General features: G+C 45.0%; 20 protein-coding genes. 5 read left to right on the plus strand and 15 right to left on the minus strand.

The window, feature by feature from the left end; all coding sequences use genetic code 11:
* The first annotated feature begins 189 nt into the window (after positions 1 to 189).
* A complete protein-coding gene (locus tag QUA57_RS19145; protein ID WP_333063087.1) occupies positions 190 to 1,212 on the plus strand; it encodes an Npun_R2821/Npun_R2822 family protein in 1,023 nt (340 codons plus the stop codon).
* Between the two features lie 3 nt (positions 1,213 to 1,215).
* On the opposite strand, the gene QUA57_RS19150 is transcribed toward QUA57_RS19145, so the two are convergent.
* The 4 genes from QUA57_RS19150 to QUA57_RS19165 form a co-directional block, all read right to left on the minus strand.
* Positions 1,216 to 2,166 (minus strand): NAD-dependent epimerase/dehydratase family protein, encoded by a 951-nt coding sequence (locus QUA57_RS19150; RefSeq protein WP_333063089.1) that lies wholly within the window; start codon positions 2,164 to 2,166, stop codon positions 1,216 to 1,218.
* 184 nt (positions 2,167 to 2,350) lie between these two features.
* Positions 2,351 to 2,725 (minus strand): hypothetical protein, encoded by a 375-nt coding sequence (locus QUA57_RS19155; RefSeq protein ID WP_333041041.1) that lies wholly within the window; start codon positions 2,723 to 2,725, stop codon positions 2,351 to 2,353.
* Positions 2,726 to 2,875: 150 nt separating this feature from the next.
* Positions 2,876 to 4,552 carry an AarF/ABC1/UbiB kinase family protein gene (locus QUA57_RS19160; protein ID WP_333063091.1) on the minus strand — a complete coding sequence of 559 codons (1,677 nt, stop codon included), beginning with the start codon at positions 4,550 to 4,552 and terminating at the stop codon, positions 2,876 to 2,878.
* 424 nt (positions 4,553 to 4,976) lie between these two features.
* Positions 4,977 to 6,134 carry a DegT/DnrJ/EryC1/StrS family aminotransferase gene (locus tag QUA57_RS19165; RefSeq protein ID WP_333063093.1) on the minus strand — a complete coding sequence of 386 codons (1,158 nt, stop codon included), beginning with the start codon at positions 6,132 to 6,134 and terminating at the stop codon, positions 4,977 to 4,979.
* Between the two features lie 127 nt (positions 6,135 to 6,261).
* Here QUA57_RS19165 and QUA57_RS19170 point away from each other — a divergent pair, with 127 nt between their 5' ends.
* Entirely contained in the window at positions 6,262 to 7,041 is a 780-nt protein-coding gene (locus tag QUA57_RS19170; RefSeq protein WP_333063094.1) for an ABC transporter permease, read from the plus strand.
* A gap of 202 nt (positions 7,042 to 7,243) precedes the next feature.
* Positions 7,244 to 7,882: a Uma2 family endonuclease gene (locus QUA57_RS19175; RefSeq protein WP_333063095.1), complete on the plus strand. Its 639-nt coding sequence runs from the start codon at positions 7,244 to 7,246 to the stop codon at positions 7,880 to 7,882.
* A gap of 59 nt (positions 7,883 to 7,941) precedes the next feature.
* On the opposite strand, the gene QUA57_RS19180 is transcribed toward QUA57_RS19175, so the two are convergent.
* The 6 genes from QUA57_RS19180 to QUA57_RS19210 all read right to left on the minus strand — a co-directional run bounded on the left by QUA57_RS19180 (position 7,942) and on the right by QUA57_RS19210 (position 15,733).
* Positions 7,942 to 9,831 (minus strand): hypothetical protein, encoded by a 1,890-nt coding sequence (locus QUA57_RS19180; RefSeq protein ID WP_333063097.1) that lies wholly within the window; start codon positions 9,829 to 9,831, stop codon positions 7,942 to 7,944.
* A gap of 159 nt (positions 9,832 to 9,990) precedes the next feature.
* Complete coding sequence (locus QUA57_RS19185) at positions 9,991 to 10,665, minus strand: nitroreductase family protein (RefSeq protein WP_333063098.1); 675 nt, start codon at positions 10,663 to 10,665, stop codon at positions 9,991 to 9,993.
* Positions 10,666 to 10,841: 176 nt separating this feature from the next.
* Complete coding sequence (locus QUA57_RS19190) at positions 10,842 to 11,825, minus strand: GntR family transcriptional regulator (protein ID WP_333063099.1); 984 nt, start codon at positions 11,823 to 11,825, stop codon at positions 10,842 to 10,844.
* A gap of 209 nt (positions 11,826 to 12,034) precedes the next feature.
* The gene (locus tag QUA57_RS19195) at positions 12,035 to 13,597 is read right to left on the minus strand and encodes an adenylate/guanylate cyclase domain-containing protein (RefSeq protein WP_333063101.1); all 1,563 of its coding nucleotides are present in this window, start codon (positions 13,595 to 13,597) and stop codon (positions 12,035 to 12,037) included.
* A 392-nt stretch (positions 13,598 to 13,989) separates the two neighbouring features.
* Positions 13,990 to 14,283 (minus strand): hypothetical protein, encoded by a 294-nt coding sequence (locus tag QUA57_RS19205; protein WP_333063102.1) that lies wholly within the window; start codon positions 14,281 to 14,283, stop codon positions 13,990 to 13,992.
* Positions 14,284 to 14,344: 61 nt separating this feature from the next.
* Positions 14,345 to 15,733 (minus strand): aminopeptidase P family protein, encoded by a 1,389-nt coding sequence (locus QUA57_RS19210; protein WP_333063103.1) that lies wholly within the window; start codon positions 15,731 to 15,733, stop codon positions 14,345 to 14,347.
* A 397-nt stretch (positions 15,734 to 16,130) separates the two neighbouring features.
* Between QUA57_RS19210 and QUA57_RS19215 the strand changes: the two genes are divergently transcribed.
* Both QUA57_RS19215 and QUA57_RS19220 read left to right on the plus strand, forming a co-directional pair.
* Entirely contained in the window at positions 16,131 to 16,574 is a 444-nt protein-coding gene (locus tag QUA57_RS19215; protein WP_190735149.1) for a DUF4332 domain-containing protein, read from the plus strand.
* A 29-nt stretch (positions 16,575 to 16,603) separates the two neighbouring features.
* Complete coding sequence (locus QUA57_RS19220) at positions 16,604 to 16,954, plus strand: Spx/MgsR family RNA polymerase-binding regulatory protein (protein WP_333063105.1); 351 nt, start codon at positions 16,604 to 16,606, stop codon at positions 16,952 to 16,954.
* Positions 16,955 to 16,965: 11 nt separating this feature from the next.
* Here the strand turns inward: QUA57_RS19220 and QUA57_RS19225 are convergent, their stop codons facing one another.
* The 5 genes from QUA57_RS19225 to QUA57_RS19245 all read right to left on the minus strand — a co-directional run bounded on the left by QUA57_RS19225 (position 16,966) and on the right by QUA57_RS19245 (position 21,903).
* Positions 16,966 to 17,394, minus strand: coding sequence for a GNAT family N-acetyltransferase (locus tag QUA57_RS19225; RefSeq protein ID WP_333063107.1), 429 nt, complete (start codon positions 17,392 to 17,394; stop codon positions 16,966 to 16,968).
* Positions 17,384 to 18,994: a cyclic peptide export ABC transporter gene (locus QUA57_RS19230; protein ID WP_333063109.1), complete on the minus strand. Its 1,611-nt coding sequence runs from the start codon at positions 18,992 to 18,994 to the stop codon at positions 17,384 to 17,386. Before QUA57_RS19230 ends, QUA57_RS19225 begins: the two co-directional genes overlap by 11 nt.
* 136 nt (positions 18,995 to 19,130) lie before the next feature.
* Positions 19,131 to 19,727, minus strand: a complete 597-nt coding sequence (locus QUA57_RS19235) for a Uma2 family endonuclease (RefSeq protein WP_333063110.1) — start codon at positions 19,725 to 19,727, stop codon at positions 19,131 to 19,133.
* 153 nt (positions 19,728 to 19,880) lie between these two features.
* Entirely contained in the window at positions 19,881 to 21,452 is a 1,572-nt protein-coding gene (locus QUA57_RS19240; RefSeq protein WP_333063111.1) for an NAD(P)H-quinone oxidoreductase subunit N, read from the minus strand.
* 277 nt (positions 21,453 to 21,729) lie between these two features.
* Positions 21,730 to 21,903, minus strand: coding sequence for a hypothetical protein (locus tag QUA57_RS19245; protein WP_333063113.1), 174 nt, complete (start codon positions 21,901 to 21,903; stop codon positions 21,730 to 21,732).
* Positions 21,904 to 21,941 lie beyond the last annotated feature (38 nt).

A 21,941-nucleotide genomic window follows, 5' to 3' on the forward strand; every position in this document is an offset into this window, starting at 1 on the left:
TGAAGAACAGGCAATATAGCTGTTCCACGATTCATAAATATTGTTGTATTTTTGACGCCAAACAAGCTTTGAAGAACAGGCATCTTGCCTGTTTCACAATCAATAAATTTTATTTCTTGTGGTGTGGGCATCTGGCCCGCACCTAAAAAGCAATATATATGCGCTGGGTTACTTATTAACTAAAAAACTATGGCTGATGGCATTTATATTCTGGCAAACGATGTTGTTTTCGACCAATTCGTGGCTTTATTAAACAGTCTAGAAGTCAATGGGGCGAAAAATATTCCTGTTTGCATCATTCCCTATGATGATAACTTGAAAAAAGTGCGATCGCACATTTCCCGCCTACACAATGTCACCCTGTTTGAAAATACCGATTCTATCCAGTTCTGGGAAGATTTTGCGACTCAAGTTTGGAAAACTCATGCAAAAGCTCAAAAAGTTTGGCAATCTCAAGGTTTGAAACCTGTTCAATGTTTGGAAATGCACCGAAAATTATGTTGTTTCGACGGTCCTTTTGATAAATTTATCTATTTTGACGCAGACACTCTGTTAATGGGTTCTCTAGATTATATTTATCAAAAGCTTGATGATTTTGATTGGGTAGCAAACGATTTTCAATACAAATCCGACCTCAATTATATATTTGATTTATCGTCTCCAAAATTACCTCAAATTTTAAATATTGACGAACTGCAATCTCATACTTTTTGTGCGGGTTGGTTTGCATCAAAAGTCGCGGGTTTCAATCGAAATAATGGCTCTCAATTATTAGAAAAATTAACATCAGGAGAAGCGGAAATAATGTCTTTACGGGGCGCTGACCAATCTTTACTTAACTATTTAGTCGCCCGCAGCAATATCTCTTTTTACAACTTTGCATATGCTGAACCACAACAGGTAACGGGAAATCATTGGTCTTCTCAATTTGAGGTGATAGATTATGTTCTATATGACAAAGGGCGACGGCTGACTTATTTGCACTACATGAGTATTTCGGCTGCAAAGTTTACTCGATTGTGTGCTGGCGAAGATGTTGAGATTCCCTACCGAGACGTATTTCTCCACTATCGCTATTTGAATTCGCCGGAAACACAGCCAAAACTCGCGCCTCCAAATTTGTTGGTTCGCTTGGGGAGAAATCTCAAAACTTGGGGAAGTCAAAAAGTTAACAACTTTCAATTTAAGCTGCGGAATTTCTGGGATAGATAGCCTCTAACTGTACAAAGACTGAATCCACTCCCATTCGCGCCTTAAGCCTTCTTCTAAAGCAACCTGCGGCTGATAACCTAAGATTTTCTTGGCTTTAGACACATCAGCGCTAGTGTGTCGGGCGTCTCCCCTCGCAGCTTCAGTAAAATCTATCCGAATAGGTCGATCGACAATTCTCTCTATTGTATCAATAACTTCTTTTAAAACTACCCGACTTCCCCCACCAATATTAAAAACTTCCCCCGCAGCTTCCGGAACCTCAGCCGCCGCTAAATTCGCCGCAACGCAATCGCTGATAAACGTAAAATCCCGCGTTTGCAATCCGTCGCCGAAAATTGAAATCGCCTCATCAAACAAAATCGACTTAAAAAATTTGTGAAAAGCCATATCGGGGCGCTGTCTCGGCCCGTAAACAGTAAAATAGCGCAGCGAAGTAGTCGGAAGACCAAAATTTTTGTAATAAAGCCCGCACAAACGTTCACCGGCTAACTTTGTAATTCCGTAGGGAGAAACCGGCTGCGGACAAGCATTTTCATTCGTGGGAAAAGATTCAGCATTGCCGTAAATTGAAGAAGAAGAAGCATAGACAAACTTTTGCAATCTTGGGGCATCTTTGGCCGCTTCTAACAATACTTGAGTGCTGTTAATATTGCGTTCGGTATAGCTGCGAAAACCGTCGCCCCAGCTAGCACGAACTCCTGCTTGCGCCGCCTGATGAAATATTACCTTAACATCGGATAAAAGACCTCGCCAATTTTGAGACAAAATATCGCCTTCCACCAATTCAAAACCCGGATACTTTTCAAATCGTGCAATATTCTTGCGCTTGAGATCCGGATCGTAATAATCGTTGAACTCATCAACACCGATAACCGTGTCCCCTCTATTTAAAAGAGTTTCTACTAAGTTAGAGCCAATAAATCCCGCCGCACCCGTAACAATAACAATACTCATTAGATTTTAGATTTTAGATTTTAGATTTTAAAAATTTTACAGAAATTATTGCATAAGTTTTCATATTCTTCTTTCTCTTTCTCTTCCTCTGCGTTCTCTGCGTTTCAAAAAGCATCAAATAGGATAATCTTAGAGAACTATCAACCCCCTTCCTTCAGATAAAAAGAGGTTGATAGTTAACCTTTCATTGTTCAAAAGAATCTAAATCCAGCGCTTGGGAACCTCCGCGTTCTAACTCGATCAAAAGCTTACCCAACTGAGTCCAAACTAGCCAACCTGTGAGTACCGTCAGTGGCAAAGCTAGGGCATAAGAAAGTAGTTTTGGGAAGCCAAAAATCTCCATTCCAGAAGCTAAAAATACGCAAATACCGCCAGCCATTCCCAGAAAAGGTATGACCAATTGCAGCCTTGGCAGGTTAGCCAAGGTGCGAGTAGAACGATTTTTAGACCACTGTTGTACGGATTGTTTGAGAGTTGCTTCAAATGCTACACCGGAGGCCATCCCTGCTAGCAGTCCAGCCGACATTAAAAAATAGGGAGGTTCTGGAAAATAATACACGAATAATTCCTTAATTTGGGTAATTTGGGTAATTGGGAATTGGGAGTAGGTAATTGAGAATTGGGAATTGGGAATCGGCAAAAGTAGAATTATTTTTCTTTCTTCTTCCCTCTTCCTTCTTCCTTCTTCCCTCTTCCTTCTTCCTTCTAATTAAAACCGAGTTAGCGCCGCTGCTCCTGCTGTGGAAAACTCCGTCAAAGCGCCTAGAGCAACGTTGAAAAGGCGACCGGGCTGCAAATCTTCCTTGACTAAGTTCCACAGGCTGCGAACTTCTTCGGTGTGGATTCGATCGTCCTCAATCAAAGCTAACATTAGCTGGCGTCTCAAAAACGACCCTTCCTCTGACAGCAAGAATTGCAAGCCTAGTTGTGCTGTTGGTAGCAAGTCGAAACTACGATCGGATCGGGCGATCGCGATCATGTCCTCCAACCTGTTCCACTGGAATTTGCCATCTTTGAATAATACCTCAATCAGTCGCCGCCGCAGTGCCGGAGATTCTCCGTTCAACAAACGCCGCGCTACATAAGGATACGCCACCTCGACTATCTTGAAATTGGGATTCAGCGTCAAGGCCAAACCTTCTTCTGTCACCAGAGAGCGAATAATTAAGGCAAATTTCGCCGGCACCCGGAAAGGATAATCGTACATCAACTCCGAAAACTGGTCTGTAATCGTCTTGAAGTTAAAATCTGACACCTTTTCGCCGACGATATCACCCAGTACAGATTCCAACGCCGGAACGATCGGCATAATATCTGTATCTGGTGTCAAAAAGCCCAGTTTGACAAAATCCTTAGCTAACTCTAAGTAATCTTTGTTGATCAAATGAACGACAGAATCAACCAAAGTTTCTTTAGTTGTTTCTTCCATCTGATCCATCATCCCAAAATCAATGTAAGCCATACGGCCGTCCGCTAAGGCAAACAGATTTCCCGGATGGGGGTCAGCGTGAAAAAATCCGTGTTCCAGCAACTGCCGCAAACCGCTGCGGACTCCGACTTCAATTAAACTATCGGTATCCAAACCTGCGGCTTTAACACTTGCCATATCTGTCAGCTTGATGCCCTCAATCCATTCGAGAGTGAGAACGCAATTTGAAGTATAGCGCCAGTAAATGCTCGGAACTTTTACTGTCGGGTCGTCGGCAAAATTTGTAGCAAATTTCTCGGCGTTGCGGCCTTCATTGATATAGTCAATTTCCTCGAACAATTTGATACCGAATTCATCGACTATTAAACAAAGGTCGTGACCGAGATTCAGCGGCAACAAGGGGCCCAACCATCCAGCGGCCCAGCGCATTAAATAAAGATCCAGGCTCAAGACTGGCAGCAAATTCGGTCGCTGAACCTTCACTGCTACTGCTTCCCCCGTGAGGAGGCGAGCTCGGTAGACTTGACCGAGACTTGCCGCGGCGACAGGTTCGGGAGAGATTTCGCTATAGGTTTCGCTAATTTTGCGATCGAGTTCTGCTTCAATAATCTCGAAAGCGCGCACCGAGTCAAACGGCGGCAATTGATCCTGAAGTTTGATCAATTCTTCGAGAAAGTCTTTGCGGATCAAATCCGGTCTGGTAGAAAGGGCTTGGCCGACTTTAATGAAAGTGGGGCCCAAGCGAGTGAGTATTTGTCGCAGGTGGGCGGCCCGTTCCGGCTGGTGTGCTGCGACTTCGTGCTGCCAACTGTCCCACAGCATCCCCAGAACGAAGCCCGCAAAAGACCAAATAACGGTAATTGCGCGCCAAATTGCTTTCCAAGGACGGTTGCGGTAATACTGAGCGATCGCTTGTGGATCGTAGCGTCTAGCCTGAGTGAATTGATACTGAGGCACTCGTTTATTTTCCTCTTATCTTATGAAAATTACAGGTTAAATTGAGAATTGGGCATCGGCCATCGGGCATCGGGCATTAGGGATCAGGCATCGGGCATCGGGGATTGGAAGTCGAAAGTTCAAATATTATTTATTCTTTCTTCTTCGTTCTTCCTTCTTCGTTCTTCCCTCTTTCCTCTTCCTTCTTCCTTCTTCATCATTGACCGATCGCATTGCAAGGTTTAGGCGAGCGGAAAATGCACCCGTTCGAGGCGGATTGCTAGCCTAAATTTGTTTCTTTTCATTAAATATAGTACATAAAAGTACAAGTGATCGGTCAAAATACTTAACGGCTCTCCCTGACCGCTGCACATTCTCACAACACTGCAACCCTGCAATTCTTTTCTCCTGCTGCGTTTCGCTCGCTTATGCCATCGCGCCAAAGCTACCGGATGCGATCGGCCTTTGCCAAGCAATCTTTCAGCCCATAAATCGTCCGCTCTTGTTGATCCCTCGACAGTTCCGGAAACATCGGCAAAGACAAGACTTCGCGACAAACTTGCTCAGCCTTTGGCAACTGACCTGCTTGATAACCCAAAGATTTGTAAACAGGTTGCAGGTGCAAAGGTAACGGATAGTAAACCATCGAACCGATGCCGCATTCTTGCAACTGAGCCCGCATCCAATCTCGAAAATCGCCAGAGGGATTTTGCGCCTCTTCTGGACTTGTCAGCCGGATCGTGTATTGATTCCAAACTCCTCTTGCTTCCGGCAATTCTTTGGGGACGGCAACTCCGGGCACGCGGGAGAGAAATTCGCTGTAAAGTGCCGCTTTCTCCTGCCGCTGCGCGTTCCAACTGTCGAGATACCGCAATTTAATGCTGAGAATCACCGCTTGCAGGGCATCTAAACGGCTGTTGTACCCGATTTCTTCGTAGAAATATCTAGAAGACTGTCCGTGTTCTTTGAGCACTCGCATCGAAGCTGCGAGGGCCGGATCGTTTGTCGTCACCGCGCCACCGTCACCGCAAGCGCCTAAGTTTTTGGTCGGATAAAAACTGAAGCAGCCGACATGGCCGATGCTGCCGACTTTTCGAGACTGCCATTGGGCCCCGACAGACTGGGCGCAATCTTCAATTACGGCTAAGTTGTGTCGAGTCGCAATTTCCATCAACCGAGTCATGTCTACGGGTTGGCCGAAGATGTGCACTGGCATAATTGCCTTGGTTTTGTCGGTAATTGCCGCTTCGACAAGTTCGACATCCAGATTAAAAGTCTCGCTGTCAATATCGACAAATACTGGAGTTGCACCGACGGCGCTAATTGTCTCAGCCGAAGCAAAAAAGGTAAAAGGAGTGGTAATCACTTCATCGCCGGGGCCAATTTTGAGAGCACGCAAAGCCAAAATCAGCGCATCGGTGCCGGAGTTGCAGCCCACGCACTCGGAAACTCCAGTGTAGTCGGCGAACTCTCGTTCAAAACTCTTTACGGCCGGGCCGCCTACGTAGCCGCCAGAGGCAAGCACTTTTTGCACCGCAGCGGTTATCTCGTCGCCAATCTGCGCGTATTGGCGGGTTAAGTCGAGGGGGGGAACATTATTCACTCTTCACACCATAAATTTCAAGCATTATCAAAGCAAATTCTTGCAGCAAAACTGTTTTCCAGAAACCTTTATTGCAATATCTTATATTTGGACAGGCAAACAATCACATTATCGAAAGGGTGGGCCGGTGTTAATTGAGCTAGATTTTACAGATTTGGGTTGGGCTTTGGGGATGGTGGCGATCGCGATCGGGCTTTCGGCGTGGCAGGGATTGGGATTGGAGGGGGCGATCGCGATCGCGGCAGGGCGCACCCTGATCCAGCTAATCTTAGTCGGATACGTGCTCGCAGTCGTATTTGACCCCGAGGGGAAAAATCCTTGGCTGGTTTTAGCAGTTTTAGCAATCATGCTGACAACAGCTAGCATGGTTGCCAGCAACCGCATCAGCAAAAAAATCAAGAACTTACTGCCCTTAGTTTGGGGTTCAATTTTTATCAGTACGGCCTTGACTCTCGCTTATACAAACTTGCTAATTTTGCAACCTGACCCTTGGTACGAACCGCAATACCTGATTCCTTTAGCGGGTATGATTTTGGGCAATGCCATGAACTCCGGGGCGATCGCCGGCGAAAGACTTCTCAGTACAGTTAATAGCAGCCAGTTAGAAATAGAAACCCATTTAAGTTTAGGTTCCACTCCGCAGCAAGCAGTAAAACAGTACCGCAAAGATGCCATCAAAGCTGGATTAATCCCGCTCTTAAATACAATGACAGTGGTAGGAATCGTGACTTTACCCGGGATGATGACAGGTCAAATGCTGAGCGGTGTCAGTCCTCTCGATGCAGCATCTTACCAGATTTTGATTATGTTTGTGTTAGCGCTGGCAACTGTAATCGCAACTCTGCTGTTGACTGAGGGATTGTCCCGGAAGTTTTTTAATCAAGATGCACAATTGATAAAATGGTAATTGGGCATTGGTAATTGGTAACATCATGTGGGTATGAACTTGCATTTGGCACTATTTTTAAGAACAGGCAAGATGCCTGTTCCACAAGACTTAAGTTTTCTTGTGGGGTGGGGGAACAGGCAAGATGCCTGTTCCACGAAGAGTGAGTTTTCTTGTGGGGTGGGCTTCTAGCCCGCCCTGTCATCACTAAGGATAAATAGCCATGATTCAAAGTCCAACTCAACCAGTAACCTTTGAAGAATTTGTCGAATGGAAACCAGAAAACCGACGTTACGAACTGCACAAGGGAGGGATTATTGAAATAACCCAGCCACCGGGAAAACATGAAGAAGTTATCGGTTTCTTAGTCTCGAAATTAACTCTTGAAATTGTCAGGCTAAACCTTCCGTACCTAATCCCAAAACAAGCATTAGTTAAGCCGCCGGAAAACGAATCAGCCTATTCGCCCGATATTCTGATCTTAAACCGCCCCAACTTAGCATCAGAACCTCTTTGGGAAAAGTTCTCCACTGTGACTCAATGTGCATCAATTTCGCTGGTTATTGAAGTAGTTAGCACGAATTGGCAAGATGACTACATCAAAAAAGTAGGCGAATACGAACTAATCGGGATTCCTGAATACTGGATTGTGGATTATCTAGGTTTGGGGGGTCGCAGGTTTATTGGCAATCCCAAACAACCAACGATATCGGTTTATCAGTTGGTTGACGGCGAGTATGAGGTGAGTTTGGTTCGGGGAAATGATAGGATTGAGTCGCCAACTTTTCCAGAGTTGAATTTGACGGCGCAACAAGTTTTTCAAGCGGGATTGACTGCGGATGAAATCGCTGGAGATGCGTGAGTGTAAATATTGCGAAAAATATGACAGATTTTTCGCCCTCACGCACCCTACAACTACAACTACTTCGGTTCGTGACTCCCAATCCGCTGGCCTTCGCCATCGTACACCTGCATCGGGATTTTGGCGTTTTCGGCGATCGCCTCCAAAGCTTTTTGCAATGTTTGAACGTGCTTTTCTACAGCTTGGCGAGACTTCACAGCATTGTTGTTGTTTGCTTGAATGAAAGTTTGTTGCAGTTTCTGCACGTAATTAGGAGTCATCTGTACCGCAATCAAATCTTTGCTAACAGTATAGTCGCAAATCTTGGGGTTACCTTTACAAGTTCTATCTAAATCAGTGCGGGCTTTTTGTAGGTTTCTTTCTTCCTGTAACCTTACTTCTGCTTGCTGCAATGAAGTTTTGTAGGAAGCGATCAGCGGTTGGGCTTTCTGAGAATAGGCAGTTGCCGCCGGCACTTGCTCCGCGTAACTCAAAGCTCTTCGCCAGGATTCTGATGCTTTAAACCAGGCGTTTTTGCCCTCGAAAATTTGAGCTTCCGCTGCTAAAGTCACAGCTTGAGTATACGCATTTTCCGAAATTCCTTCGACATTTTTGCGCTCGCGAGCTTCTGAAAGTTTGGTTTCGTATTTAGGAACTAACAGTTTAGCTTGTTGGTAAGATGTCGTGCTCGTGGGAATTTCTGATAGGATGTCGAGGGATTCTTCCCAACCTGATTGCACTTGATCCCAAGTCTCGGCTGTCTGAGCTACTGCTTCGCGAGCTTCTGCTATTTGGGCTCTACTTTTGGCCGCGAGCAGCGTTTTTTCGGCTTGTTTCTCTGTGCTTAACTGCCGATTTCCAGTTGCTAAATTCTTCCCGTATTCTTTTGTCTTTCTCTGAGCAAACGGATAAACTGGGCTGTCGGTGGGGATTTCTCCGAGTTCGGCGATCGCACTTTGCCACAGAGCTTGCGCTTCCTGTCCGTTTTCGGCAGAATAAGGCGGATTTTGGGTTTTCTGGGCTGCTGACTGTGCGAGGCGCGCTGCATCGATCGCAGAGTTTAAATTCTGATTTTGCGAACGGTAGCTTTCCAGAGCGCTTTGAGCTTCACCGCGATGAATTGACCAGGAGGGAATCGGTTCTAAAAGGGCGATCGCCTGTTTTAACTGTCGCTGCGCTTCTTGGGGGCTGTTGGCAACTTTTGACGTTTTCAGCGTCTTCGTCGAATTATCGCTCAACTGTTTGGCATTAGCTAATGCTGTACATTCTCCGATAACACAGGGGCGGCTCAGCATATAATAACCGCCTGCCAAAATTAGCGCCGCCATGCTGACCATTCCTGCTGCAGCCAGCATCGCAAACGGTGAATGCTTGGGTTTTTGGGCAACTGCTACCGCTTCCATATCCAGCGGATTGAAGGGATTGTCTGCAATATCTGCCGGGATTGCAGCTACCTTAAAGGCGATCGGATCGGAATTGCTGGAACTCTCAGACAAATTGGGGAAATATTCTTCAGCCCACGCATCTTTCCCATCCGTTTCTAACGGTATCTCCTCCTCTACATCCGCCGTCTGAGCAACATTTTCTGTTAAGACTATCCCTGTTTCTTCTGCGGGGGTATTCTCGGTTTTTTTGAACAACTGCACTGTTTTTGGTCTTGACAAAACAGGGTTGTGCATGGTAAAAGAATGGAAAGCATAAGGCTGTTTTTGCCCGGTAATTTTTAGGCAAAGTCCAATCTGTTGAATAGATTCTGGTTCTATTTCGAGAATTGCTGCTTCTAGCACCGCAAAAGTCGGTTTGGCTTTGAGAACTAAACTGCGCGGGTGTTCTCCCACAACCGTTAAAGATTCATCTCGAAAATCACAACTAATATAAAGCGGTAAGTTTTTAAATCCGGCTGCTTGCAAGTGTTGCTGCAATTTTACTTCGAGAATTTGTGCGTTGCTTTGTCGCGTTGCTGCTGTCATATTTTTTCCTCTCTCTGATATCACCACTTTCGATTTTAGATTTGGGATTTTTGATTTTAGATTGCCTAACTGTCGGGATTTTTGATTTGTTTGAACTACGGCACCGATTCATTCCAAATCTTAACTCTTAAAATTCAAGTTGCAACAAAATCTTAACTCTCAAATCTCAGCTTGCAAAGCCTGTCCATAACTTTCGCTGTAATAAACTTGAGTCACGTCAAAACGTCCGCCATATTGTTTGAAAGGTTCTGCTGCATAACCAAGCGGCAGCAAACAGCAAACATCTACTTCTTCGGGAATTTGAAAAACTTCTTTCACCTTAGCGCTGACAAAACCTTCCATCGGACAACTGTCTACCCCAAAACTTTTAGCTGCAATCATTAAGTGGGCTACTGCGAGCATTGTATGTCTGTTTGTCCAAGCTTCTAGGGAGTCGAAGCAGGGACGGTTCTCGAACAATTGCGGGATTGCTTGTCGCATATAACCGGCTAAATTGTCATTCATTGCCCCTGTGGCTTTGCCCAATTCGATGACAGCTTCGGTGTTTTCGGGGCTGGCGGCGCGTCGATCGCCACAACAGATTAATACTACTGGGGCTTCTACCACTTGGCGCTGATCAAAGGCGCAAGCTTTTAATTTTTCTTTGCTGGCTGAGTCTTGAAGTACGATAAACCGCCAAGGCTGCAAGTTGTAACCAGAGGGCGATCGCACTCCCAACCGCAAAATCTCTGCCAATATTGCTGGGGGAATCGGATCGGGTTTGAAGCTGCGCGCGGCCCGGCGGCTTTCGATCGCCGTTTTAACATTAATTGAAGGTTGGATTTCAATTGTCATGGATAATTCTAATGGGTAATTGGTAATCGGTAATTGGGCATTGGGCATTGGGCATTGGGCATTGGGATTGGGGCATTGGGCATTGGGATTGGTAACTTAAAAAAGTTGAATTGTTTTTCTTCCTTCTTCCTTCTTCCTTCTTCCCTCTGCCTTCTGCCTTCTGCCTTCTTCCTTCGTCATCCCAAGCCCAACTCGCGCTTGAGCAAATTAATCGACTTAGAGCCGATGTAATTTTCGGAGCATATCAGTTGCGGGGGACGAATAATATCTTCTCTAGCCGCATTGATGGCAGCTTTAACTGTAGCAAAACTCGGTTGGTCGCAAAAAATTGTTCTGGCCGATCGCACGATCGAGTTAATCTTGTACTCGTCTGACACCAAGGCCGTCATCACCAGCAAATCCTCTCCCCGGATGCTGTGGATGATGACTTCGGTCGATCGCAGCATTCCCGGACTCAGGCTGACTAGACCCAAATAACTGTCTTTGGGCAAACTCCCGACTAGCTGGATTTCCTGGCTGTAGTCGTAGATGTCTACGGGAATAACTCGCACAGAACGCGGTGCCGAAATCGATTCTGCTTCTCCGATAAAATATCGACTCGTGATCACAGTTCCCGAAGAGATTTGATCCAAAAAAGTACCTAGCTGTTCCATCGGCACTAACTGTATGGGAATGCGAAGAGCTTGTTCGAGTTCTTTCGCCATCAGTTCGCCCACGCCGATGTCTTCTGTGGGGGCTGTGACGACCACTCGGGCGCTGCACCTGAGCCGCCAGTCAATTTCGGCCAAAAGTAATTCCCTCGCTTGGTTGAGCGTACAGCCCTGTCCCAGCAGTTGATCGATACTTCCTTGCACTATTTTATTGGCCAGGGGATATTCTTCGAGGATCGGAGATTTGAGTTTGTTGCCGCCTTCGTTGCCGAGGGCGCGGACGTAAATGCCCGATCCTGCTTGGGCTTCTACGAGTCCGGTATTTTCGAGCTGGCGGTATACTTTGCTGATGGTGTTGCGGTGCAAACCCGTCTGCATGGCTAGCTGTCTGGTGCTGGGCAAGCGGTGTCCGGGCGGAAATTGTCGCGAGGCGATCGCAAACCTGATTTGATTGAATAGTTGGGTGGATGCTGGAATATCGCTATCTGTTTGAATATGAAATTGAACCATTATTAAAGGCTCCGACGACTTCAACTTAGTATTTTTATAACGTCGAGTACCGCGCCTAGGATTGCTCCGATATCTCTGTCTATAGCATAATCTTATTTGGTTGATCTGCAGCAGCCGTTCTGCCACAGGGCGATCGCGCCGAAGAGGCAATTAATCGCAGCCTGCGGAGTTTCCCTCAACAATCAGTTACTTTCAAGTCTTAGTTTTATTTACTCTGAGATTTTGAGCTCGCTTGCTATTTTTCTACCCGTCAGCAAATAAGTCTGCATTTGCCCTTTACCTTTAATCTCGATCTCGCCACGATCTTCAAATTCATATTTATCCTGAAGCAACTCATAAGTATAGCGGCTGACTTGAATGCGACCTGTTATGCCGTGAGATTCCATGCGGCTGGCTGTATTCACTGCATTTCCCCACAAATCGTAAATGAATTTTTTAGTCCCGATTACCCCCGCTACCACCGGCCCGCTATTAATCCCGATGCGGAGGTCAAATTTCGTATCTAGCTTCGCATTTAGTTCCTTAATTGCTGCTAGCATATCCAGCGCCATTTCGGCGATCGCCTCTGCGTGGTCTGGACGTTCAATGGGAATACCGGCTGCTACCATGTAAGCATCCCCGATCGTCTTGATTTTTTCTAAGCCGTGCTTCTCACTCAGTTGGTCAAAAGTTGAGAAAATTTCATTCAGTAAGTATACTAATTTAGTGGCGGACATGGTAGTAGAAATCTGGGTAAAATTCACCAAGTCAGCAAAAAGAATTGTTGCTTTTTCAAACTTGTCAGCTATCACCCCCGGTTTATACTTCAACCTGTGGGCGATCGGTTCGGGCAAAATATTTAACAATAACCTTTCAGTTGTTTTCTGTTCTTTTCTGAGTGCAGCTTCCATCTGCCTGCGCTTGGTTATGTCGTGAAAAAACACAGAAATGCCGTCGTAAGAAGGAAAAACCCGGACTTCCAACCACACTTTTAAGGGACGATAATATTTTTCAAAAGCCACTCCAATTTGTTTAGCAACAGCTTCATGATACTCTTTATAAAAATCAGAATTTGCGAATTCGGGAAACTCTTCCCAAAAATTTTTACCATAAAGTTCTTCCTGGGATCGCTTCAAAAATTGTGATCCTTTGTAATTGACGTAAGTAAATCGCCACTGGGTGTCGAAAGCAAAAAAAGCATCGCTCATTCCTTCTAAAAAATTGACAATTTGCTCGTCGGTAGAACGGAGTTTTTCTTCTACTTGTTTGTTCCTGAGCTGTGCCCGCTTTAATTTAGTCAGATTGATTCGCAACTCCATGTGGTTGATAATTTGCCGTCCTAAAGTCCGCAGCGCTTCTAGCTGTTCTGGGGCGAGATTACGAGGGATTGTATCTATCGCGCACAAAGTGCCGATCGGATAACCATCGGGAGTTACTAGCGGCGCGCCAGCATAAAACCGAATATTTGGATTGGAAGTTACTAGCGGATTGGCGGCAAAGCGATCGTCATCTAGAGCATTGGGTACAACTAGCAATTCGTTGGGATTTAAAATAGCGTGGGCGCAAAAAGCTGACTCTCTCGGAGTTTCGGGCACCTCCAGACCTGCTTTTGATTTAAACCACTGTCTGTTAGAATCTATCAAACTTACTAAAGCAATAGGAGTGCCGCAAATATAGGAGGCTAAAGCTGTTAGATCGTCAAAAGCTGCTTCGGCTTCTGTATCTAGAATGTCGTAGCGATGAAGTGCTTCTAGCCTCTCTTCTTCGTTGCTGGGCAAAGGTGCAGCTTGCATGGGTGGCGGCGAGGATATAGGTTTACGAACAATGCGTGGAAGTATTAGTGCTGCGATTTTTCTGACTTGGAAAACCACTTTTTTAATTAATATGAACAGACTTGTTTGCCAACTTTTCTTCATTTTTATCGATCTTTTTTCCTACCTAATGAAACTACCTCTGTACCAGAGAAGTCGGCTTTACTTACCTATTTACCGCAACTAGCTCCTCAATCTCTTGAGCTTTTGTCGGCAATTTCCTCTCAATACTTCTCTACCGTCTTCGGTGACAAGTATATCATCTTCAATCCGGATTATCGGCGAATTTTTCTAGCTCCTCCCACTTAACAAAATTTTTATATTTGGCAGGATTTTCAGAGTTATTCAAAATTGCCGGCTTTGGATTTAAACCACTATCTGTTAGACTCTATCCAACTTACTAAAGCAATAGGAGGGCCGCAAATATAGGAGGCTAAAGCTGTTAGATCGTCAAAAGCTGCTTCTGCCTCTGTATGTAGAATGTCGTAGCGGTGAAGTGCTTCTAGCCTCTCTTCTTCTTTGCTGGGCAAAGGTGCAGCTTGCATGGGTGGTGGCGAGGATACAGGTTGGCGACCAATGCGTGGAAGTATTAGTGCTGCGATTTTTCTGACTTTGGTGATGACTTTTTTAATTAATATGAACAGACTTGTTTGCCAACTTTTATTCATTTTTATTGATCTTTTTTCCTACGTGATGAAACTACCTATGTCCCCGAGAAGTGGGCTTTACTTACGTATTTACCGCAACTAGCTCCTCAATCTCCGGAGCTTTTGTCGGCAATTTCCCTGTCAACACTTCTCTACCGTCTTCGGTGACAAGTATATCATCTTCTATGCGTATTCCCCGCACATCAGCGAATTTTTCCAACTCGTCCCACTTAACAAAATTTTTATATTGGGCACGATTTTCAGAGTTATTCAAAATTGCCGGAACTTGATAAAATCCCGGTTCGATCGATACCAGCATTCCCGGACGCAAAACTCGATTCAACCGCAAAAATCCCAACCCAAACCGACTGCTTCTCGTTCTTCCGGCTTCATAGCCAGCCAAATCTCCTAAATCTTCCATATCGTGAACATCCAAACCAATTAGATGTCCGATACCGTGCACAAAAAATAGTGCGTGAGCATCCATTTCTACCAGATCTTCAACATTGCCCCGCAAGATACCCAAATCAACCAATCCTTCCGCCATAATCCGAGCAGCTAACAGGTGAATGTCTTGATATTCCATGCCCGGGCTAATTTTATCAATACAAGCATCGTGTGCTGCCAAAACTACGTCATAAATCGCTCTTTGAGTCGGAGAAAACTTGCCCGAAATCGGCCAAGTGCGAGTCACATCCGCCGCCCATCCCGTTGATGTTTCCGCACCAACATCTGCTAACAACAAATCTCCGGTTTGTAGGGGATTGTGATAATGTTCGCTGTGCAGGACTTCTCCGTGAACAGTCACGATACTAGGATAGGCATAGGTCATATTTTTGGAGATGATGACACTTTCCATTGCAGCGCGCACCCCTGCTTCTATTTGAGCATTTCGAGTTGCCGCCATCCCCGCTTTGTGAGCTTCTACAGTGACAGCCGCAGCTTGACGCAATTCGGCCAAACTACCTGCATCGTGGCTCAAGCGCAGAGATACGATCGCCTGAGTTAATTCTAGGTCGATTCCGGTTGGCGAGTTTGGCGGTGCCAGAGGGCGATCGAGAATTTGAGACTGTTGCAACTGAGTCCAAGAATCCTGAACGGCGATCGTTGCTGCATTGGTCGATCGGGCTTTTAATTCGGCCATTGGGAAAGCAGCATCAGCCCCAATTAGTTCGGCAATTTCTGCTCTTCTCGGCATTTCTCCGTGCCAAAGCGTGCTGCTAGCAGGTGCCTCATCTAAAAACAATTCTAATTTTCCCGATTCTAAGCGAATGGCAGCATTTTCTAAGGGCAAACCAGCAAAATATAGAAAGTGACTGCTGGCACGAAAAGGATAAGTAAGTGCCGGATAATTGCGAGGAATGCTGCGGCCCGACCAGAGAATTACCGGAAAATTAATTAAACTGGCCAGTTTTTGTCGCCGTTGCTGTAAAGTATTAGTTAACAAATCATAACCTTCTGTAATTTTCATGGGTAGAAACCGATAAGTTTGAGTTTGGTTTGGAGTCAGCGGGAAGTTTTTGCATTCTCGGCATTAAAACACTAAAATTCAGACTGCCAACTTGGCAGACCTTTTTGAGAAAACTCTCATGTTTATCTGATTTTTTGCTAGCATTTATAGGGTGTCTTTTTTATAGTCTTTGTCGTCATCGCCGGGATGATTGGGTTAAGCAGTAAGGCTGAGCCACAGACAGGAAAAAAAGGCTGAAACTGCTACTTTGCAGGCAATTAGCAGAAATGTCACAACACCCGCAATTAATCAAATTCCTCGATCTGGTTTTTGTTGATTGGGTGAGGTGAGCGATCGCCTATAATTGACGGTTCGATCTTTTAGAATTTAAATTATAAGTAAAATTAACTGAAAAAACATGAAAATTTCTCATAAAGCTCCTCAAACTTCTGTGCAAGTACGCGATTGGCCGATCGCAGACTTACCGGGATTGAGCAAGGAAAACCAATCTCAACTAGAAGAGTGCAGCATCACCACAACCGGACAACTAATTCGCATGACGAAAACGCAGGCGGCGAAAGTGTTGCTAGCCAATCAATTACAGATTAACATTCAATATGTTAATAAATGGGTAGCGATGGCAAATTTGGCTCGAATTCCGAGTGTAGGGTGTCAGTATTGCGGGCTGTTACTTCACGCCGGGGTTGCTTCGCCGGCTCAATTGGCTCAAATGCCCGTGGAGAGATTGCACCAACAAGTTTTAAGGCTGCACGTAGCGACAATGCAGCGCAATGACTTGACTCCTTCAGTCGATCGCGTGCAAAAATGGGTTCAACAAGCTAGATTAGTCAGTAGTCATTAGTCATTAGTCATTAGTCAACAGTCATTATTATGTCAATTCAAGTTTACGGAATCCCGAACTGCGGCACCTGCAAAAAAGCTTTCCAATGGCTCAAAGATAGCGATGTTAATTACGAGTTCATTAACACCAAAGAACAGCCACCGACTCGCGAAACAATTCAAAGCTGGGTAGCTGCTTTGGGTTTTCAACCCATACGAAATACTTCCGGTCAATCTTACCGCGCTTTGGGCGACGACAAGAAAGATTGGACGAGCGAACAGTGGGTGGAGGCTTTTGCTAAGGATGCGATGCTACTGAAACGTCCTCTTTTCGTTAAAGATGGAACGGCTGTTTTAGTAGGTTTCAAAGAAGACGCAATTAGAGAAAAATTGGGGCTTTAAAATGGCTGAGTTCAGCCTGTTGTTCGCCGCAAAAACTTAAGTTCGCCCATATCATCCGTGAAACCCCAACGCTCGTAAAACGGCATCATGTTCGGCAAACAATTAAGATAAAAATGCTCGACACCTTGCAGTTCGGGATGAGTTAAAACTGCATCCATCAACTTCGCACCCAGTCCCATCTTTCTGTGTGTCGGCTTGATAATGACATCAAAAATCATGGCTCTGTATACGAAATCGGTAAGGACGCGGGTAATGCCAATTAGCCGATCGCTCTCATCGACAAAACCAATGATAACATCAGTCGCCGCCAGCATTTTCACAACGTCATCGCGCGTCCGCTTGTCGCTCCAAAACTCGTTTTTGTACAAATCCATCAAGTCGGAAACCTGGCTTTCGGTCAAAGTTTCGACAATTCGGTAGTTATCCATTTTATCGGTCATACTCTACTTTACCGTAATCTAGTTTAATTGCGCGATCGGCTAAATCAAAATAGCGATCGTCGTGACTAATCACAAAAACTGTTTTCCCCCGCCGCTTCAACTCCGGTAGCAACTGCTTGTAAAAAATATCCCGGAAAAACGGGTCTTGATCGGAAGCCCATTCATCAAACAAATAAATCGGTCTATCTTCCAAATACGCCGTCAGCAAAGCCAGCCGCTTTCGCTGTCCCTGAGACAAAGCCGTAGTTGACAAAACTCCATCTTTCACCTGAACTTTATTTTCCAAATGAAACTCTCGCAAATATTCAGCAGCCTGCTTGTCCAAATCGTGATTAGTCATCCCCAAAAGCCTTTCAAACAGATAGAAATCAGAATAAATAGCAGAAAAATGCTGCCTGTACCACTCTCGATTTTCATCAGTAATTGACTGACCATCTAGGAGAATTTTTCCCGATTCAGGAATATACAAACCAGTGATTAACTTAGCTAAAGTAGACTTACCGCTGCCATTCCCGCCAATTATAAACACCAATTGACCCGAATGAAACTTCAAATTAAGCTCGCCCAAACTAAAATTACTGTCTTCTTTTTCTCCCGGATAGCTGTGAATTACTCGATTTAACTCCAGTGTCTCCCACTCAGGAGTTTGAAACGGTTTAACCGTTGAACTTATCTCAGCTTGACTCGCCAAAGCCAATCCCATTCTATCTATCTTTTCCACAGAAGTATTAGCACGAAAAATCGCCGGCAACCTTTGCAAAATATTCTGAAACGGAGACATTAGATAGGTACTTGTCAGAATGTAAGCTGACAAAACAGGTGTAGAAACTGGCACAAATTTCGGCAAAGCAAACAGCAGCAAACCCATCAGCATAAAAAATAGCAACTGACCCACTCCAATCGCAACTGCACCAGTATTCAAAGCAGTCACGTTATAATGGCGGGAAGCATCAGCACTCACCTGCAATTGTTCCGTAAAAAACTCTTGGCGGCGCAAGGAATGCAGTTTAAGTTCCTTAATTCCATCAGTAATACTGCGAAAATGCTTAAATAATATATCTTGTTCTTCTCTGGCTAAATCGAAGAATTTCCGCATTTTGCTGAGCAACAACTGCACTGTGCCAATCATCAGCACCAAAAAACCAAATACAACAACAAAAACCGTCCCCGAAATCGTGCTTAAGTAAGTTAAGCATCCCACGACAACGGCGATATCAACACAGAGAAAAGGAATCAAAAATATAGTATTAGAAAGCGTTCCCACATCATCTGTGAGAGTTGCCAGCAAGCGGTTAGCGCCCAACTCTTCCAAATTCCGCAAAGGAGTAGACAAAATGCCACGGCTCAAACTCAGCCGCAGATTGTAAACAGCTTCTTGAGAAAGGTAGATTAACAAAAATTGGGATACAAAGCCACTCAAAAGAGCCAAGATTGCTAATCCCGCAAAATACCAGACTAAATTACCATTGGAATTGTCGCTGATTGCTCGATTAATTAGGGAAATTAACATAGCGCTGCAACCGCCGCTGATTAAGCCTGTGAGTATGGCGATGGAAACATTTAACCAAGAAGCTTTTAATAGTAACCAAATTACATTCATCTAGTTTTACTCTGAATTTTACTTGTGAAACTCTTGAATAAAGCAAGTAAACACCCTAATTCGTGGTTACAATCTCGCTCGCCAATGATTTTTATTCAGCAGTCTGGGATTTGCAGAAACAAACCAATTAATTAGATTATGGTACTTCTGTTTCAGAGGTTTCAAATACCACTTTTGCATAAATCTCGCTCATCAACATTTGCACTCCCAAGGAAGCAAAAGAAACTTTTGCTGTCCCTCCCTCATATTCCCGAAATAACCATTCATTCGATTCTGTTTTAATATATTGTGCCACTAAAAACTCAGATTGATTGACTAACACATATTCACAGAATTCAGGGATAGATCGATAAAACCGAAACTTATCCTCTCGATCAAAATCTTTGGTAGACTTAGAAAGCACTTCCACGATGAGCATCGGATTGAGGATCTCATCACTGCGTCCCTGGGTAAAAACTGGCTCCCCTTCAATCACCATCACATCCGGGTAAGTTCCCCGTCGGTACCGAGGAATCCACAACCGCAAATCGTTGTGAAAAAGCTCATAGGGCTGCCCCTCAAGCAAATTTCCCAAGACTCTACTCAAATTTCGGATAATCCGGCTGTGATTAATACTACCACCACTCATTTGTACAATTTTTCCATCGCGGTATTCATTTCTAAACTCAGCAGTTTCCTCTAACTCCCGGTACTCATCTGGAGTATAAAACTTTTCCTTACTTTGTACTAACATTATTGCCTCTGTACTAACTTTTATCTGCGTTTATCTGCGTTAATCTGCCTACATCTGCGGTTAAAAATTATAATTAACAGTATATCACACCAAAAAAGAAACGCCCAACTTCCAAGAGTCAGGCGTTTTCCACTATTTCAAAACCCGAAAAAATTAATCTCGGCGAGACACCAAGTTAGGTTCAATTTTCGCACCCGCAACAGGTTGCACATGACTCAAAGCCGACTGCAAGATGGGAGTTTTGGTAATAGCATCATTAGCCAAATTAAACAAAGGGTTCGACAAAATTCCCGCCAATGTTGTCGCAACCAAGGTGAGTACAACGCTGACTTGCAAAGGCCGCATTCCCTGAAGGTTCCAACGAACTTCGGGATAATTTTTTACCGCGTCTGACATTTCTTGAGGTTCTTTTACTACCATCATCTTGACAACGCGGATGTAGTAGTAAATCGAAACTACGCTGGTAATTAATCCCAGAATAACTAAGCCGTAAAGTCCTGCTTGCCAGCCAGCCCAGAACAGATAGATTTTGCCGAAAAATCCAGCCAGGGGCGGAATTCCACCGAGAGAAAGCAGGCAAATACTTAAGGCTAAAGTTAACAGCGGGTCTTTTTGGTACAAACCCGAGTATTCGCTAATTTGGTCGGTTCCAGTCCGCAGCGAGAACAGGATGATGCAAGCGAAAGCACCCAAGTTCATAAACAGGTAAACCAACAGATAAAATATCATGCTGGAGTAACCGGCTTCTGTTCCTGCAATCAAACCCAGCATCACAAAACCCGCTTGGGCGATCGACGAGTAAGCCAAAAGCCGCTTCATGCTAGTCTGGGCGAGGGCAACCACATTTCCCAACACCATGCTGAGAATGGCTAAGGCCGTGAATACGAAGTGCCACTGTTCGGTAAGTGCGGGGAAAGCACTTGTTAACAAGCGGATTGCTAGGGCAAAACCGGCTGCTTTGGAACCGACAGAAAGGAAGGCAACAACCGGTGTAGGAGAACCTTCGTAAACGTCAGGAGTCCATTGGTGGAAGGGAACCGCAGAGATTTTGAAGGCGATTCCGGCGATCGCAAAAACCAAAGCAATTACCAAACCGAGAGATTGACCTTCATCCACAGTAGAAAGGTTAGCCGCGATCGTACTCAGCTTAGTTTCGCCGCCAGACAACCCGTACAACAGCGAAAGCCCGTAGAGAAACACCGCCGAAGAAGACGACCCAATTAACAAATATTTCAAAGCAGCTTCATTGGAACGCGGGTCGCGTTTTGTGTAACCCGTCAGCAAATAAGACGAGATACTCAGAGTTTCCAACGAAATAAAAATCATCACCAATTCATCAGCGCCGCTGAGGAACATTCCTCCCAAAGTAGCGGTCAGCAAAATGCCGATAAATTCCGCTAAAGCAGTACCCGTTTGCAGTACATAGCGGACGGATATCAAAATAGTGACAGCCGTACTCAAAGCGATAATTCCGCGAAACACTAAACTCAAGGCATCGCTGTTAAAACCGCCCAGAAACGAGATGGTATCCGTGTTATCCCACTGCAAACACAAGGCAGCGACGGCGGCCAACAAACCCGCAACGGCAACGTAGGGAGTCCAAGCCGAGGAACTGCGGCCTACGATTAAATCGCCGACGAGAACCACCAAGAGGGTGATGATGACAATTCCCTCTGGCAAGATAGTTCCAGCATTTAGCTGGGCAGCAAGAGTAGCAAAATCCATATTTTCAGGCAGGTTGGGTAGTACAAGCCGCAAAGGCTGTAATGGGCTGTGAACTTGTAAAAATTCTTTACCAAACACAGATTGTAGCGGATTACAGCTTCGCGATCCCAGTTGGGCGGGTGTTTGTTGCCGGAGAGTTGATACTCAGTAGCGGTTTTGCATACATTTGCGGGCATTGTAGAGATTGCCGGCTGATGTCACCTGCGACGAGAGTCGCGATCGACCATAACTGCCACAATGTAGAAAGTTAAACCAGTAATTCGGCATGACTGACTCGCTAATTGCCTACAAACGGCAGATTCTCAATGACTTCAACAACCGCCCGACTACGAGAAGGAATTTCACAAACAGGCTGCAACTCGGTTAGTAGAATTGGCAAAAGTGCGATCGGGCAAGCTTGTTCTAGATATCGCCACCCGAACAGGTTTAGCGGCGATTGCGGACGATGCACTTAGGTCGATCGGACTCAAGAAAATATAAATCGCCTTT

It is taken from the genome of Microcoleus sp. Pol7_B2 (genome assembly GCF_036701035.1).
In the GTDB taxonomy this organism is placed as follows: Bacteria; Cyanobacteriota; Cyanobacteriia; order Cyanobacteriales; family Microcoleaceae; genus Microcoleus.